12 protein-coding genes are annotated in these 14891 nt (G+C 53.5%); 7 read left to right on the top strand and 5 right to left on the bottom strand.

The genetic code is table 11. The annotated features are described in order from the left end of the window. Window positions 1-84: 84 nt before the first annotated feature. On the bottom strand, window positions 85-1542 hold the full coding sequence (pepD, locus tag K6L24_RS16860; RefSeq protein ID WP_118664572.1) for a beta-Ala-His dipeptidase: 1458 nt from the start codon (window positions 1540-1542) through the stop codon (window positions 85-87). 264 nt (window positions 1543-1806) lie between these two features. On the opposite strand from pepD, the gene gpt reads away from it, so the two are divergent. From gpt to crl, 3 genes are all read left to right on the top strand, one after another. Beyond that, window positions 1807-2265: a xanthine phosphoribosyltransferase gene (gpt, locus tag K6L24_RS16855; RefSeq protein WP_062747945.1), complete on the top strand. Its 459-nt coding sequence runs from the start codon at window positions 1807-1809 to the stop codon at window positions 2263-2265. Window positions 2266-2412: 147 nt separating this feature from the next. After that, window positions 2413-3663, top strand: coding sequence for an esterase FrsA (frsA, locus tag K6L24_RS16850; RefSeq protein WP_062747942.1), 1251 nt, complete (start codon window positions 2413-2415; stop codon window positions 3661-3663). 56 nt (window positions 3664-3719) lie between these two features. Continuing rightward, window positions 3720-4121, top strand: coding sequence for a sigma factor-binding protein Crl (crl, locus tag K6L24_RS16845; RefSeq protein ID WP_062747940.1), 402 nt, complete (start codon window positions 3720-3722; stop codon window positions 4119-4121). 116 nt (window positions 4122-4237) lie between these two features. Here crl and K6L24_RS16840 read toward each other — a convergent pair whose 3' ends face one another. Continuing rightward, a complete protein-coding gene (locus K6L24_RS16840) occupies window positions 4238-5368 on the bottom strand; it encodes a porin (RefSeq protein ID WP_137269946.1) in 1131 nt (376 codons plus the stop codon). Window positions 5369-5616: 248 nt separating this feature from the next. Between K6L24_RS16840 and proB the strand changes: the two genes are divergently transcribed. Genes proB through K6L24_RS16825 form a run of 3 tightly spaced genes read left to right on the top strand, consistent with a single transcriptional unit; the run spans window position 5617 to window position 8634 of the window. Beyond that, a complete protein-coding gene (proB, locus tag K6L24_RS16835) occupies window positions 5617-6720 on the top strand; it encodes a glutamate 5-kinase (protein WP_062747936.1) in 1104 nt (367 codons plus the stop codon). Between the two features lie 9 nt (window positions 6721-6729). Further along, window positions 6730-7983, top strand: a complete 1254-nt coding sequence (gene proA / locus K6L24_RS16830) for a glutamate-5-semialdehyde dehydrogenase (RefSeq protein WP_062747934.1) — start codon at window positions 6730-6732, stop codon at window positions 7981-7983. A gap of 24 nt (window positions 7984-8007) precedes the next feature. After that, a complete protein-coding gene (locus K6L24_RS16825; RefSeq protein ID WP_062747932.1) occupies window positions 8008-8634 on the top strand; it encodes a LysE family translocator in 627 nt (208 codons plus the stop codon). 73 nt (window positions 8635-8707) lie between these two features. On the opposite strand, the gene hisS is transcribed toward K6L24_RS16825, so the two are convergent. From hisS to hdcC, 3 genes are all read right to left on the bottom strand, one after another. Beyond that, entirely contained in the window at window positions 8708-9982 is a 1275-nt protein-coding gene (gene hisS / locus K6L24_RS16820) for a histidine--tRNA ligase (RefSeq protein WP_240043869.1), read from the bottom strand. An 88-nt stretch (window positions 9983-10070) separates the two neighbouring features. After that, on the bottom strand, window positions 10071-11207 hold the full coding sequence (locus K6L24_RS16815) for a histidine decarboxylase (RefSeq protein ID WP_062747929.1): 1137 nt from the start codon (window positions 11205-11207) through the stop codon (window positions 10071-10073). Between the two features lie 40 nt (window positions 11208-11247). Further along, window positions 11248-12597: a histidine-histamine antiporter gene (gene hdcC / locus K6L24_RS16810; protein ID WP_062747927.1), complete on the bottom strand. Its 1350-nt coding sequence runs from the start codon at window positions 12595-12597 to the stop codon at window positions 11248-11250. A 408-nt stretch (window positions 12598-13005) separates the two neighbouring features. On the opposite strand from hdcC, the gene K6L24_RS16805 reads away from it, so the two are divergent. Next, the gene (locus K6L24_RS16805; protein ID WP_222681666.1) at window positions 13006-14889 is read left to right on the top strand and encodes an ATP phosphoribosyltransferase regulatory subunit; all 1884 of its coding nucleotides are present in this window, start codon (window positions 13006-13008) and stop codon (window positions 14887-14889) included. Window positions 14890-14891 lie beyond the last annotated feature (2 nt).

Genomic DNA, 14891 nt, shown 5'->3' with positions numbered 1-14891 from the left:
CACAGGAATCGATCGAAAAAATGGCTGGCCGGGCAGAGAAAGGCAGGGCGGACCTCCTTTCCGGTCCGCCCGTCATACCTGATATTACTTCGCCGGGATCGCTTTCAGCAGCGCGGTCAGCAACTGCCAGTAAAGCCCGACGCTGGCAATATGTACCTGCTCATCCGGGGAGTGAGGGCCGGTGATGGTCGGTCCAATCGAGACCATATCCATCTGCGGATAGGGCTCTTTAAACAGACCGCACTCCAGACCCGCGTGGATAACCTGAATGTTCGGGGTTTTGTCGAACAGTTTTTCATAGGTTTCACGCACCAGCGCCATGACCGGCGAACTGGCATCCGGCTGCCATCCCGGGTAGCTGCCTTTGGCAAGGGTTTTCGCCCCGGCCAGCTGGCCCAGTGCGGTGAGCATTTCCACCACATACTCTTTACCGCTGTCGATCAGGGAGCGGATCAGGCAGTTAATTTTTGCTTCATTGCCTTCAAATGTCACCACGCCCACATTGAGGGAGGTTTCTACCACCCCTTTCATGACATCAGACTGACGGATCACCCCGTTCGGAGTGCTGTTCAGCAGGGCGATAAAGCGGTCACGGCTGGTGTTGTCCAGCACCTGAGGGGCCTGCGCCAGGTCTTCCACCGCGACGGCGATATTTTTTTCTTTCAGGCCCAGCTCATTTTGCAGTGTCAGCAGATAGCCTGCCGCCAGGGACTTTAGCTTGTCGAGGCCGGCAGGCGAAACCGCCAGCGTGGCAAACGCCTCACGCGGAATCGCGTTGCGCAGCGTACCACCGGCAAAGTCAACCAGACGCAGGTCGAGTTCTTGCGCATGTGTAAACAGGAAGCGCGCCAGCAGCTTATTCGCGTTACCGAGACCGACATGAATATCACAGCCGGAATGTCCACCTTTCAGGCCTTTCAGCGTCAGTTTGACCGTCTGGTAGTCTGCCGGAACCGCTTCATAGGTCAGCGGCAGGGTGCTGGTAAAGTCAATCCCACCCGCACAGCCCATGTAGATCTCACCTTCCTCTTCGGAGTCGGTGTTGATCAATATATCGGCCTGCAGCCAGCCGGCCTGCAAGCCGAATGCACCCGCCATACCGGTTTCTTCGGTCATGGTCAGCAGCACTTCCAGCGGGCCATGCTCCAGGCTGTTATCAGCCAGTACCGCCAGTGTTGAAGCCATGCCAATACCATTATCGGCACCCAGCGTGGTGCCCCGCGCTTTCACCCACTCGCCATCTATCCACGGCTGAATCGGATCTTTCGTAAAGTCATGCACCGTATCGTTATTTTTCTGCGGCACCATATCCAGGTGCGCCTGCAGGGCAACGGGCTTACGGTTTTCATAACCCGGCGTAGCCGGTTTACGGATCAGGATGTTACCCACCTGGTCGCGCTCATTCCATAAACCCTGCTCCGTCGCCCAGGCGATGATATGGGCTGCTAACTCTTCTTCGTGATAAGAAGGGTGGGGAATGGAGCAGATTTTGGCAAAAATATCCCACAGTGGTTGTGGGGATAATTGAGACAATTCAGACACGATAACTCTCCTGTGTCAGCATCACCGCGCTGCCGTGCTGGCAGGGGGGATGCCTTGATATCGGTTGGGAAAACTCCCGCCAGCGAATCTGACGCGATGGCAAAAGAATATCACCGATTTCTGGCTCATGCTCACGCTGCCCCAGGAAAAATGGGCTGACAGGGCGCAGCGGGCTGGTTTTTAGTGCTTCAGATCACTATAATTTCGCGCAACCGCTCCCCTTGCACAATTTTTAAGCCAATTTTACTGGCCGGGATCCTTTTAATGAGTGAAAAATACATCGTCACCTGGGACATGCTGCAAATTCATGCCCGTAAACTGGCCGAGCGCCTGCTGCCTGCCGACCAGTGGAAAGGCATTATTGCGGTAAGCCGTGGGGGGCTGGTTCCTGCCGCCTTACTGGCACGTGAACTGTGCATCCGCCATGTCGATACCGTCTGTATCTCCAGCTACGATCATGACAATCAGCGTGAAATGACTATCCTGAAACGCGCCGAAGGCGACGGAGAAGGGTTTATTGTGATTGATGACCTGGTCGATACCGGGGGCACCGCGCAGGCAATCCGCAACATGTATCCAAAAGCGCATTTCGTGACTATTTTCGCTAAACCAGCCGGTCGGCCGCTGGTGGATGATTATGTTATTGATATCCCGCAGAACACCTGGATTGAACAGCCATGGGATATGGGCATCGCCTTTATTCCCCCGCTGGTGAAGGGCTGATACTTTTTCCTGTTATTCAGCGCGATTTAGCCTGTTCAGATCAAACCGTGCCCGATTCTGTCGGGCACGTCTGTTTTTACCCTTCGCGTCAATCTCCTGGCTACGGTAGACTCATTTTCTACCCGTACGCCGGAGGAAATCCCTGTTATGTCGCCGAAAAATCTCAGCGAAGAACTCTTCAAGCCGCGTTTCAAACACCCGGAAACCTCATCGCTGGTCCGACGTTTGCATCACCATCGCCCGTTGAGCATTCACTCTGCGCTGGATGGTGAAACCCATGCCGGCTGGTATCGCATGATCAACCGCCTGCTGTGGACCTGGCGCGGCCTGTCACCGCAGGAAGTGAGCGAAGTGCTGGCGCGTATTGCCGTCAGCACCGTAGAGCATACCGACGACCAGCTGCTGGATACGGTGATTGGCTATCGCGGCGGTAACTGGATTTACGAATGGTCTACTCAGGCGGCGCAGTGGCAGCAGAAAGCCAGCGAGTGTGAAGACGATCTGCTGGCGGGCCAGTACTGGCTGCATGCGGCCCATCTTTACAGCGTGGCGGGTTACCCCCATTTGAAAGAGGATGAGCTGGCTGAACAGGCGCAACTGCTGGCCAGCCGCGCTTATCAGGAGGCTACCCACCGCCTGCCTGGTGAGCTGAAAGAGCTGGAGTTTGCCATCGAGGGTGGCAGTCCGGTTACCGGGTTTCTGCATATGCCTCCAGAGGTGAAAGCTCCTTATCCGACGGTGCTGTTGTGTGGCAGCCTCGATGCGTTGCAAAGTGACCACTACCGCCTGTTCCACGATTATCTTGCGCCGCGTGGCATTGCGATGCTGACGCTGGATATGCCCTCCGTGGGCTTCTCTTCGAAGTGGAAGTTGACCCAGGACTCCAGCTTCCTGCATCAGCAGGTGCTGCGACAGCTGGAAAATGTGGCCTGGGTGGATCATACCCGGGTGGCGGCCTTCGGTTTCCGTTTTGGTGCCAATATTGCGGTCAGGCTGGCCTATCTGGAAAGCCAGCGTCTGCGAGGCGTGGCCTGTCTGGGGCCGGTGGTCCACAGTCTGTTAAGCAATACCAATTTGCAGGACAGGGTGCCGGAGATGTATATGGATATGCTGGCCAGCCGCCTGGGAATGTCAGGCTCCTCAGACAGTGCGCTGCGCACTGAACTGAGCCGTTTCTCGCTGAAAATTCAGGGGCTTCTGGGACGCCGTTGCCCGACGCCAATGCTGTCTGGTTACTGGGCTCACGATCCGTTCAGCCCGGAAGAGGAATCGCGTCTGATCGCCAATTCCTCGTCTGCCGGGCGGCTGTTAAAAATTAATACGTCTCCGGCGATGGCGAACTTCGATAAAGGGCTGCGCGATATTTGTGACTGGCTGGCGCAGCGGCTGGACGAGTGAGTTGCTAATATTCAATAGTTTGCTACAACTATAAGCTTAACTAAGGAGTTTAAACGATGACGTTACCGAGTGGACATCCGAAGAGTAGGCTGATTAAGCGCTTTCACTCTTTAGGTCCTTACATCCGTGAAGGCAAGTGTGAAGGCGAGCGCTTCTTCTTTGACTGCCTGGCAGTTTGCGTCAATGTGAAACCTGAACCGGAATTACGTGAATTCTGGGGCTGGTGGATGGAGCTGGAAGCACATTCAGACCATTTTACCTATGAGTATCACTTTGGGCTGTTCGATAAAGAAGGCAACTGGAAGCCGGGTGCGGTGAAGGGTAAGGATAATAATGCCCGCGTTGAAGAGACGTTACGTAACTTCCATGTGCGTTTAAAAGCACAGCTGGCGGAAATTGAGCTGGGGCTGATCCCGGCCGACGGCTTCGCTGACCAGCCGGTTAAGCTGACCGAATAACACACTCAGCGCAGAATAAGGAAAAGGCTGGATTGCTCCAGCCTTTTTTTTAAGACACATAACGAGGGGTAACGCTTAACCCGCTGCCGCAGTGGCGTGTTGCAGCGAGTGTGGGATCAGAACTGGTACATCACACCAACGGCAACGATATCGTCGGTATTCAGTCCCAGCTTATTGTCATCATTCAACAGGTTAACCTTGTAATCGACGAAGGTAGACATGTTTTTGTTGAAGTAATAGGTGGCACCGATATCCACGAATTTGTACAGGTCAGCATCACCAATGCCATTTTCCATATCTTTAGCTTTGGTCTGCACATAAGCCAGTGATGGACGCAGGCCCCAGTCAAACTGGTACTGAGCGACCACTTCAAAGTTTTGCAGTTTATTCACGTAACCTGATACAGACGACGTAGTGCCGTTTGCCGCGGTAAAGGTTGCACCGCTGTTGATCGGGTTCATGTTGCGGGTTTCAGCATAGGTGCTGGCAAGATACACACCGTTTGCATCATATTTTAAACCAGTCGCCCAGGCTTCCGCTTTATCGCCTGAACCAAATGCCGCGTCTTTCTGGGTCTGAATCAGGCGGTTTGAAGAGGACATCGCGCCATTGACTGTCAGACCATCAATGATTTGATAGGAAACAGAGGCACCGTAACCATCTCCGTTAGAGACGTTGCCGTTACGTGTCGACGAGGCATCGTTTTTGCCCTGATACTGCAACGCAAATTTTAAGCCATCAACCAGACCGAAGAAGTCGGTATTACGGTAGGTCAGCATGCTGTTACCGCGCGTCAGCATATAGGTGTCAGCACGGGTATAACCGGTCGCACCAAACTCTGGCATCATGTCCGTGAATGCTTCGACATCATAAATCACACCGTAGTTACGGCCGTAGTCGATAGCACCAATATCTTTCATTTTCAGACCGGCAAAGCCCAGACGGGTTTTATTGCCCGACTGCGCATCAGCGCCGCCTTCAGAGTTGCTGGCACTGAAGTTATATTCCCACTGGCCGTAGCCGGTCAGCAGGTCATTAATCTGAGTCTGCCCCTTGAAACCAATACGCACGTAAGATTTGTCAGCGTTGTTGCTGGCGTTGGTATCTGCATCGCTCATGTAACGCATTGCTTTAACTTTGCCGTAGAAATCCAGCTTATTGCCGTCTTTATTATAAACTTCTGCGGCTTGTGCAGCGGTGGACAGAGCCAGAGCTGCGGTTAAGATTGCCAGTGCGCTTTTCTTCATCATTTTCGATCAATCCCGAAAGAGTAAAATTTATAAACGGCCCGAAGGCTCTGTTCGAAGCACGGACTTTTTACCCTTTTCCTATTAAAGATTTATTACAGTTTTCAACACTTCTTGTTAATTGCGAACTTTTCGACTAGCGAGTGGTCAGGCCTTTTTCGCCCTTTTCCCGCGCTGGCTGTTGGCTTCAGGCACCACACCTGCTAAAACGTTTCTTTGTACTCTTTTTTACGAAATGGCAGGAAATAATGAGCAGCAGCCAGACCCTGGTGGTGAAACTGGGGACCAGCGTACTGACCGGCGGCTCACGTCGGTTAAATCGGGCACATATCGTTGAGCTGGTGCGTCAGTGCGCACAGCAACATGCGGCGGGCCACCGCATTGTGATTGTCACCTCAGGCGCGATGGCGGCGGGGCGTGAACACCTTGGCTATCCGGAGCTGCCCCCGACCATCGCCTCAAAGCAGCTGCTGGCTGCGGTGGGGCAGAGTCGCCTGATCCAGCTGTGGGAACAGCTGTTCTCCATCTATGGCATTCATATCGGTCAGATGCTGCTGACGCGTGCCGACCTGGAAGATCGTGAGCGCTTCCTTAACGCTCGCGACACCATGCGGGCGCTGCTCGACAACCATATTGTTCCTGTTATCAACGAAAATGACGCAGTGGCCACCGCGGAAATCAAAGTCGGTGATAACGATAATCTCTCGGCGCTGGCGGCGATCCTTGCCGGAGCCGATAAGCTGCTGTTGCTCACCGATCAGCAGGGACTGTTTACCGCCGATCCGCGTAACAATCCTGATGCCGAGCTGATCCGCGACGTCCACGGTATTGACGACGCGCTGCGCGCGCTGGCGGGCGACAGCGTATCTGGTCTGGGGACCGGGGGAATGGCCACCAAATTACAGGCGGCTGATGTGGCCTGCCGTGCCGGTATCGACACCATTATCGCGGCAGGAAGCCGTCCTGGCGTCATCGGTGATGTTATCGCCGCCCAGCCGGTCGGCACCCGCTTTCATGCTTTTGAAACGCCGCTGGAGAACCGCAAACGCTGGATCTTTGGTGCTCCCCCGGCGGGCGAGCTGGTGGTGGACGACGGCGCACTGTCGGCAATCCTGGAGCGTGGCAGTTCGCTGTTGCCGAAAGGGATCCGCGAGATCAGCGGCAATTTCTCCAGGGGAGAGGTGATCCGTATTCGCAGCCTTCAGGGCCGTGATGTTGCTCATGGTGTCTCACGCTATAACAGTGATGCCATGCGTATGATTGCCGGGCACCATTCCCAGCAGATCAGCGAAATTTTGGGTTATGAATATGGTCCGGTTGCCGTACACCGTGACGATATGATTGTTGCTTAAGGAGCTCTGATGCTTGAACAAATGGGTAAGGCTGCGAAGGCTGCATCGTATCAGCTGTCGGTACTCTCGACCGCGCAGAAAAATCAGGTACTGATGACCATTGCCGATCGCCTGGAGGCGCAGAGCGCCTCGATTCTGGCGGCCAATGAACTCGACCTTGCGGATGCCCGTCAGAATGGTATGAGTGCAGCGCTGCTGGATCGTCTGACGCTGGATCAGACACGGCTTAAAGGCATTGCCGATGATGTGCGTCAGGTCTGTCGTCTCACTGACCCGGTCGGCGTGGTGATTGATGGTGGTAAGCTCGACAGCGGGCTGCGTATTGAACGCCGTCGCGTGCCGCTGGGCGTGGTGGGAGTGATCTATGAAGCGCGTCCGAACGTTACTGTCGATGTCGCCAGCCTGTGCCTGAAAACGGGTAATGCAGTGATCCTGCGCGGCGGGAAAGAGACTTACCGCACCAACGGTGCCACCGTGCGGGTGATTCAGGAGGCACTGCAACAGCACGGCCTGCCGGCCGGAGCGGTGCAGGCGATTGAAAGTCCGGATCGTGAGCTGGTCAGCCAGCTGCTGAAGCTTGACCGCTACGTTGATATGCTGATCCCACGCGGCGGTGCCGGCCTGCACAAGCTGTGCCGCGAGCAATCCACCATTCCGGTGATCACCGGTGGGATTGGCGTCTGCCATATCTATGTGGATCGCAGTTGTGAAATGGACGCGGCGCTGAAGGTGATCGTTAACGCCAAGAAGCAGCGCCCAAGCGCCTGTAATTCTGTGGAAACGTTACTGATAGACGCAGCCATTGCCGATACGTTCCTGCCCGCACTGAGCGACCGTATGGCCCGGGAGGGGATTACTCTCCATGCCGATCCGCGATCGCTTCCGCTGTTGCAGAACGGCCCGGCCAGCGTGAGTGCCGTAACAGAAGAGCAGTATCGCGACGAGTGGCTGGCGCTGGATCTTAACGTCAGGCTGGTCGACTCGCTGGATGAGGGGATCGCCCATATTCGCGAATACGGCACACACCATTCCGACGCCATTCTGACCCGTACCATCGGGCACGCTGACCGCTTTGTGAATGAAGTGGATTCTTCTGCGGTCTATGTGAACGCCAGCACACGCTTCACCGACGGCGGTCAGTTTGGCCTGGGGGCTGAAGTGGCGGTCAGCACGCAGAAACTGCATGCGCGTGGCCCCATGGGGCTGGAAGCACTGACCACCTATAAGTGGGTGGCCTGGGGTGACGACACGGTGCGCGCTTAACCTTACTAAAAACAGGCGGTGAATATGGTCACGCTTTCTCAGCTTTTCCCCTTTGCCGCCATCGCTCTCGGCATGGTGCTGACGCCCGGCCCGAACATGATCTATCTGATCTCGCGCTCGCTTTGCCAGGGGCGTCGGGCAGGATATATCTCACTTTGCGGCGTGGCGCTGGGCTTTATGTTTTATATGGTCTGCGCCGCGCTGGGGATCACCGCACTGCTGATGGCGGTACCGGTAGCCTATGATGCACTGCGTTTTGCCGGGGCAGCCTATCTGCTGTGGATGGCATGGCAGGCCCTGTTCGGTGGAAAATCACCGTTTCAGCTACGCGATCTGCCGCCTGACAGCCCGCGTAAGCTGTTTACCATGGGGCTGCTGACCAATCTGCTCAATCCTAAAACGGCGGTGATCTATCTGACGCTGCTGCCACAGTTTATCCACCCGGAGCAGGGCAACGTGCTGGCACAGTCCCTGACGCTGGGCTTTACCCAAATCCTCACCAGTATGCTGGTCAACGGTCTGATCGTTTTCGCGGCAGGCACCATCGCCACCTTCCTGGCCAGCCGTCCAGGCTGGCAAAAGGCCCAGCGCTGGCTGATGGGAACTGTGCTGGCCGGGCTGGCGGTCAAAATGGTTGTGGATAAGCGTTAACCTTTTTACTGACCGGTTAGGGAAAGTGCGGGCCTGAGCGCCCGTTGTTTTACGCCGATCCACCGGGGGCTGTTCAGCGGGAGGGCGTTTTTCCGGTTGTGCTGATGGTTTTCCCGATCTCTTCCAGTCTCAGCGTTTCATGGCGATTGTTCACCAAATCCCACAGACCCAGCCGACGATCGGCATTGAGAGTGACAATGAATTGGCAGCCGCTTTTCAGGGCGTTACTGTGCTGACGTTTCAGTCGCGATCCGCTGAAATCACTGAATATTTTATGAGCGGGTAGCTGTTGACGTAACGTGTTCGCCAGCAGGAGGGCATCAATGTTGTGTTCCGGGTCTTCGTAAGTCACCACGATATCAGGAGAGTGGGTGATGTTGCTGTCTCCGCCAGTGGTTTGCAACAGCAGCAACAGGCGTTCAATACCCATGGCAAACCCTGAAGCCGGTAGCTTCTTGTCGCTGAACAGTTCAACCAGGCCATCATAGCGTCCACCGCCACAAACCGTTCCCTGTGATCCCAGCTCATCCGTAATCCATTCAAAAACAGTGCGGGTATAGTAGTCCAGCCCTCTGACCAGACGTGGATTAACGCGGTAGGTGATGCCTGCATTGTCCAGTAGCGTTCGCAGCGTGGCGAAATGCTGCCGCGAGGCCTCACCAAGAAAGTCCAGCAGCTGCGGGGCCCCTTCAATCATCTCCTGCATCGCCGGGTTTTTGCTGTCCAGAATACGCAGCGGATTACTCTCCAGGCGGCGCAGGCTGTCCTCGTCCAGCTGTTCATGATGCTGATTAAACCATCTGACCAGCGCCTGACGGTGCTCTTTGCGCTCGGGCAGTGTTCCCAGCGAGTTAATTTCCAGGCGTATGAAGCGATCCACGTTTAGCGTTTTAAAAATATCCCAGGCCATGTAGATCAGCTCTGCGTCAATATCGGCTCCCGGCATGCCGAAGGTTTCAACGCCAAACTGGGTGAATTGCCGCAAGCGCCCCTTCTGCGGTCGTTCATAGCGGAACATCGGCCCCTGATACCACAGCCGCTGCGTGGTGTTGTAGCACATGTTGTTTTCCACCACGGCACGAACGCAGCCGCTGGTGCCCTCCGGCCTCAGCGTAATGTGCTCACCACTTTTGTCATAGAAGTTATACATCTCTTTCGACACGATATCGGTCGACTCTCCCACCGCGCGCTCGAAAAGCGAGACCGGCTCCAGAATCGGCAGGCGAACTTCCTGATAGCCATATCGGTGAGCGACAGTCCGCACTTTATTTTCCAGCCACTGCCAGATCGGGGTTTCCTCTGGCAGGATGCTGCGCATTCCCCGGATGGACTGAATTTTACTCATGATAAATCCTTATCCTCTGTAGCGAGTGATGCCTGCCTCACCGGCTGCCGGTCTGACAAGCTTTTCCGGCAAAGGCGGGCAGGCAGACGGTTCAGGCAGCGTTCATGACACTGTCAGCAATCACATCATCGATCAGTGCATCAATTTTACTGGTGTCGAGATGGTGGGCTGTGGTGATCAGGTGGGCGACCTCACCAGAGGTGGCGAGGCAGTGTTTTTTCCAGACGGCCTCAGACGGGCAGGGGAAGACCACTGTAATCGAGTTTTTATTACACCAGGCATTGATCCCTGCTTCCTGCAGACGACTGACGGCGTACTGAGCCATATTCAGGCTGTGGGTGATACGCCGTTTCCAGTCGGCATGGCTGTGGCTGCGGATCGCTTCCCACATCATCATCGGCGTATGGCCGTTACGGGAGCCCGTGATGGTTTTATCGTGGCCGGAAATGTAGTCAATTTCGACGGAGATGCGATCCACATTGGCTTTTTTCGCCACGACAATGCCGCAGGGGATAGGCGAACCAATCATCTTATGGCCAGAGACGCCGATAGAGTCGATGCCGTCTGCAAAGGTGAAGCCCTGCGGATCGTCGACGAAAGGCAGGATCATACCGCTCAGCGCGGCATCAGCGTGCAGATAGTAGTCCTCACGTTTGAAGCCTGCATCTTTCAGGCGCTGCTGGATAAGAGCAATATCATCAATGGCGCCGCGAACGGTAGTGCCAATATTGGCAAAAATAATCGGATGCTGCTCTTTATCCATTGTGATTTTTTTAATCAAATCATCGTAATCTACTTCGCCATTTGGCAGCGATTCCACCAGCCGTGACTTGATCCGCAGTAACTTAACAATTTTAGCGACGGAATAATGGGTATCTTTTGAATAGTAGAGTGTGCCATCAGGGAAAATCTCACGGCCAAGATAGCAGCCAAACATATTTCCTTCCGTACCACCATTCGTCACATAGCCCCAGCTTTTTTCAAAGGGGATTTTGAACAATTGCGCAAAATACGCCATGACTTCTTTTTCAAAGTCGAAGGAGTTCAACAGATAATTACAATACTCACTCCAGTCACCGCAGTTATTGATAGAGAACCGCATGAATCGTTCGAGATTGGTATAATTAAAGTCCGCTGATTCAGGATATCCGATATTAAAATATTGGTTTTTTACACAGTACGACCAGAAAGCATCCAGCTTATTTTGATCTTCAATAGATAACGTCATTTGCTATTCCTTCTTACAGTTAACGGATAAAGTAACTTTTTTATTTTTCATCCAGATAGAGGATGCCGACGCCTTTTTTACTGCGCCCTGCGGCAACAAAGCAGAAAAGGGGAATGGTGATCATGATCATGACGACACCCCAGAACATCGAGTCCGTGCCCGATCCAAGCATGGCGAAAATGCTGTAAATCATTCCGATAACAACCATGACGCTGTAAAACATAAAGCTGCGTCCACGGTTCATCTTTTTGGAAACCATAATAATGGGCAGGGAAATCAAGGCGTACATATAAGGCAGCAGTGAGGCAAAGACTGACATCAGAATGACGGTCTCGAACTGTTTAGCCAGGTTAGGAGAGGCCGTCATCAGCAATACCAGGGTCATCAGTATCCCGGTAAAAATCAGGCTTTTCATGGGGACGTCATTTTTATTCACGTCAGAGAAAAATTTCGGGAAGAGGCCCTGTTGAGCCCCTGCGCGTGGGCCTTCCGACTGTAAAATCAACCAGCCTGATATGGAGCCGAAGCAGGCAATAATACTCAGTGCAGAGGCGACGTTACCGGCAGTTTTGCCGAACATATAGCGTGCGGCATCGGCGAAGGGAGCCGCAGAGTTCACCAGTTCATTATGTGGCACCAGACCCATAATCACGGTACAGCTTCCGACATAGCAGACGGAGGCAATGAGTAAACCGTATACCGTCGCGCGCGGAACGGTGTATTCCGGCTTTTCCACCTGACCGCTGGAGACCACTGCAGATTCAACGCCCAGAAAACCCCAGAGCGCGATAGATGCCGCCGTGATAATGGCAGAGGTGTCGCTTTTTCCTGTGCCGTTATACACCTGAGAGAACAGGGTCGGATCGAACCAGAACCAGCCAACCACGCCAATGCCCAGTACCACCACCAGCATACAGCTGGCGGTAAAGGACTGCGCGCGCCCGGCGACCCGCGCGCCGAAGCTGGCGAGCACGATAAATCCCCACAGGATCACAATCGCCACGACACTGCCGATCGACGGGTTTTTCAATTCAGGGAAGAAATAGCTGAGATAACCGACCCCGGCGACCAGCAACGCCACGTTGCCGACCCAGGCGCTGATCCAGTAGCACACGGTGGTCTGGAAACCGATGAAAGGACCGAAGGCATCACTGGCATAGGCGACAATTCCCCCGGTACGCGGAGTAATCAGACTCGTCTTAGAAAAAACCAGGGCTAAGGCGATGACACCAATTATGGTGAAGAGCCATCCCCAAAGAGAAATATAACCGACCCCTGCAAGGTTAGTCGGTAGCATAAATACCCCTGACCCCATCATATTTGATGCGGTAACCAGCGTAAGCGCCACGACGCCCATTTTATGTGCTTTAGCCGCACTCATGGTTCCCATATTGAATGTCCTGTAGTCGTTGCCATAAAAAAAGTGATAACCAGGTGGTCTCACCGAGATGGGAGTGATTCTAAGAAAGGGGGAGCGATATTTTTAGAGGACCGAGAGGATAAAAGGCACATTATGTATTTTAATGCCGGAAAATAGTGTGTTTTTTATGCAAAATATAAACTAATGACTCCGTCCCCTTTTTTATTTGCCTCTCATTCAAGGGGGGCGGAGCTATCTCCTTTTTGTGTTTTTTAATTAACAATAAATTCACATCAAGCGAGGGTGATTAATTTACAGTTGATATATTGACAATGACAGACGCTTTCATGCACCCTGCCACAATAGCTAATTAAAAATAAATAGCGCCGAATCTTTTGATATTCACTTAAGTTTTTTATACATAAATTCCAGGGTGATATGTCCAGAAAAGAACGAATCTATATTCAGGGTCTGCCGCAGCTTATACAGCTAAAAGGGCATAATCATAATTTTATCTTTATGGATAAGATGGATTGTGATGTTTTTCTTATTAGTCTTGATCGGGCGTTTGCACTCTATTCCTGTGAGTTACATGCTTACTCTCTGCATGCAAAAGAGTTTTTTCTGCTATTAACGCCTGGCAGTAAAGAGGATCTCAGCCGCCTTGTTCAGCATATCGGTCGCAGCTATGTGCGCTATTTCAATCAAAGATATCATCGTAGTGGGGCGCTGTGGGAGGGGCGTTACAATAGCTCCCTGATTGAACCGGGGGCTTATTTTTTACTGGCTCAACAGTTTGTTGACAGTGCTAAAGAAGATAAGCCGTACTTATCAAAAGGAAGTAGCTACCGGCACAATATTGGTGAGGAGCATATAGCCCGTCTCACCTTCCATGAAGAGTATCTAAAACTCGGGAAAACGCCCTCAGCCCGGGCGTTACAGTACCGTCGCTTTATGCAGACACCGCTCAGTGCGGCGGTATCAGACAAAATCAAAAATTGTCTCAGTCAAAACTGTGTGCTGGGTACATCGCAGTATTGTCAGCAGCAGGAAATATCGCTTCATCGCCGGGTCAGACCGCGTCAGTGTGGGCGGCCAAGAAAGTATTATCATAATCAGGTGTTGGATTGGGTGTGGATTGAAAACCAGGCATCGCAACTGCTGCAGCGCTACTGCTATCAGGAAATACGCCTGCCTCTGCTGGAAAAAGAAGGAGCATTAACACGCCCCCCTGACTTTGCTCAGGGAGACGCGGGGGCGTGCCGTATTGGTGGCGAGCACTCGGCTTTATTACGGCGCGAAGGGACGCAGGGATGTCTGCATGCGATTGAAGCGCACCGGGATCTGCAGTCAACCAGCAAACTCTGGTATCTGGGGACGATGTTTCGTGTGCGCAGAGGCGAGCATACCCCTGTCGAGCAGTACCAGCAGCTTGGCGTGGAGGCTTTTGGTTATCCCAGGGTGGATATCGAACTTGAGCAGTTCATCATGCAGTATGATTTCTTCAAATCCCTGCGGCTGGAAAACCATATTGAGCTAAAAATTAATACGCTGGGCAGTGCCCGTGAGTTTGCTGCTTTTCGAGACGCATTGCGTCAGTACTATCAGCCGTTTATTTTTCTCTTCCAGGCGCAGTGGATAGACTGGCTTGCTGACAGACCGGAGCAACTGCTGCAGTCCACCGACAGCCTGCTGGCGACGTTGCAAACCCAGGCACCAGAGCCCGGCGATTTTATTTCGACATCGTCGATGCAGCGCTTTGAGTCATTAATGGCTGCATTAACCCGGGCAGGTATCCCCTTTGTGGTGGATAAGGCGCTTTACCCGGCTAATGCCTACTGCCATACCCTTTTTGAGTGGCACAGCGACAGGCTGGAGGAGGGAAGCCTGCTGTGTCGCGGCGGCCGCTACGATCGCTGCGCCAGCGAACTCATCGGGCGGGAAACATTTGCCTTTGGTTTCGCCTTTATGCTGGAGCCATTAATGCGACTTCAGCAGCTCACTAATAAAACGATGCTGAAGCCACGTATGACCGATGTGGTGATTATCTCGTGCTCATGGACGGTGAGGGCGTGTGCGCTGGCTCTGGGGCGAAGACTGAGAGCCGCCTTCCCGCAGTTGAGCATCGTCAATGACTGCTCAGCAATGCGTATTACTGCGTCGAAACGCAATGCCGAGCGCCAGGGAGGGCGGTTTATTATTGTTGTACCGGAGGACTATCCGCACGAGCCGTTGGAGATCTACGATAGCGATCGCCATCTTAAGCAGTCCGGCAGTGACAGCACCATGATCGCTCTTTTGAGCCAGAGTCTTAATCTCTGAGT

Origin of the sequence: Erwinia persicina, assembly GCF_019844095.1 — a bacterium.
In the GTDB taxonomy this organism is placed as follows: domain Bacteria; phylum Pseudomonadota; class Gammaproteobacteria; order Enterobacterales; family Enterobacteriaceae; genus Erwinia; species Erwinia persicina.
The sequence above is the reverse complement of the archived record's forward strand: the minus strand, read 5'-3'. Positions and strand labels throughout refer to the sequence as shown.

Coding starts and splice junctions, on each gene's coding strand:
- gpt (WP_062747945.1), top strand. CDS start 1,807: ATGAGTGAAAAATACATCGTCACCTGGGACATGCTGCAAATTCATGCC.
- frsA (WP_062747942.1), top strand. CDS start 2,413: ATGTCGCCGAAAAATCTCAGCGAAGAACTCTTCAAGCCGCGTTTCAAA.
- crl (WP_062747940.1), top strand. CDS start 3,720: ATGACGTTACCGAGTGGACATCCGAAGAGTAGGCTGATTAAGCGCTTT.
- K6L24_RS16840 (WP_137269946.1), bottom strand. CDS start 5,368: ATGAAGAAAAGCGCACTGGCAATCTTAACCGCAGCTCTGGCTCTGTCC.
- proB (WP_062747936.1), top strand. CDS start 5,617: ATGAGCAGCAGCCAGACCCTGGTGGTGAAACTGGGGACCAGCGTACTG.
- proA (WP_062747934.1), top strand. CDS start 6,730: ATGCTTGAACAAATGGGTAAGGCTGCGAAGGCTGCATCGTATCAGCTG.
- K6L24_RS16825 (WP_062747932.1), top strand. CDS start 8,008: ATGGTCACGCTTTCTCAGCTTTTCCCCTTTGCCGCCATCGCTCTCGGC.
- K6L24_RS16815 (WP_062747929.1), bottom strand. CDS start 11,207: ATGACGTTATCTATTGAAGATCAAAATAAGCTGGATGCTTTCTGGTCG.
- hdcC (WP_062747927.1), bottom strand. CDS start 12,597: ATGGGAACCATGAGTGCGGCTAAAGCACATAAAATGGGCGTCGTGGCG.
- K6L24_RS16805 (WP_222681666.1), top strand. CDS start 13,006: ATGTCCAGAAAAGAACGAATCTATATTCAGGGTCTGCCGCAGCTTATA.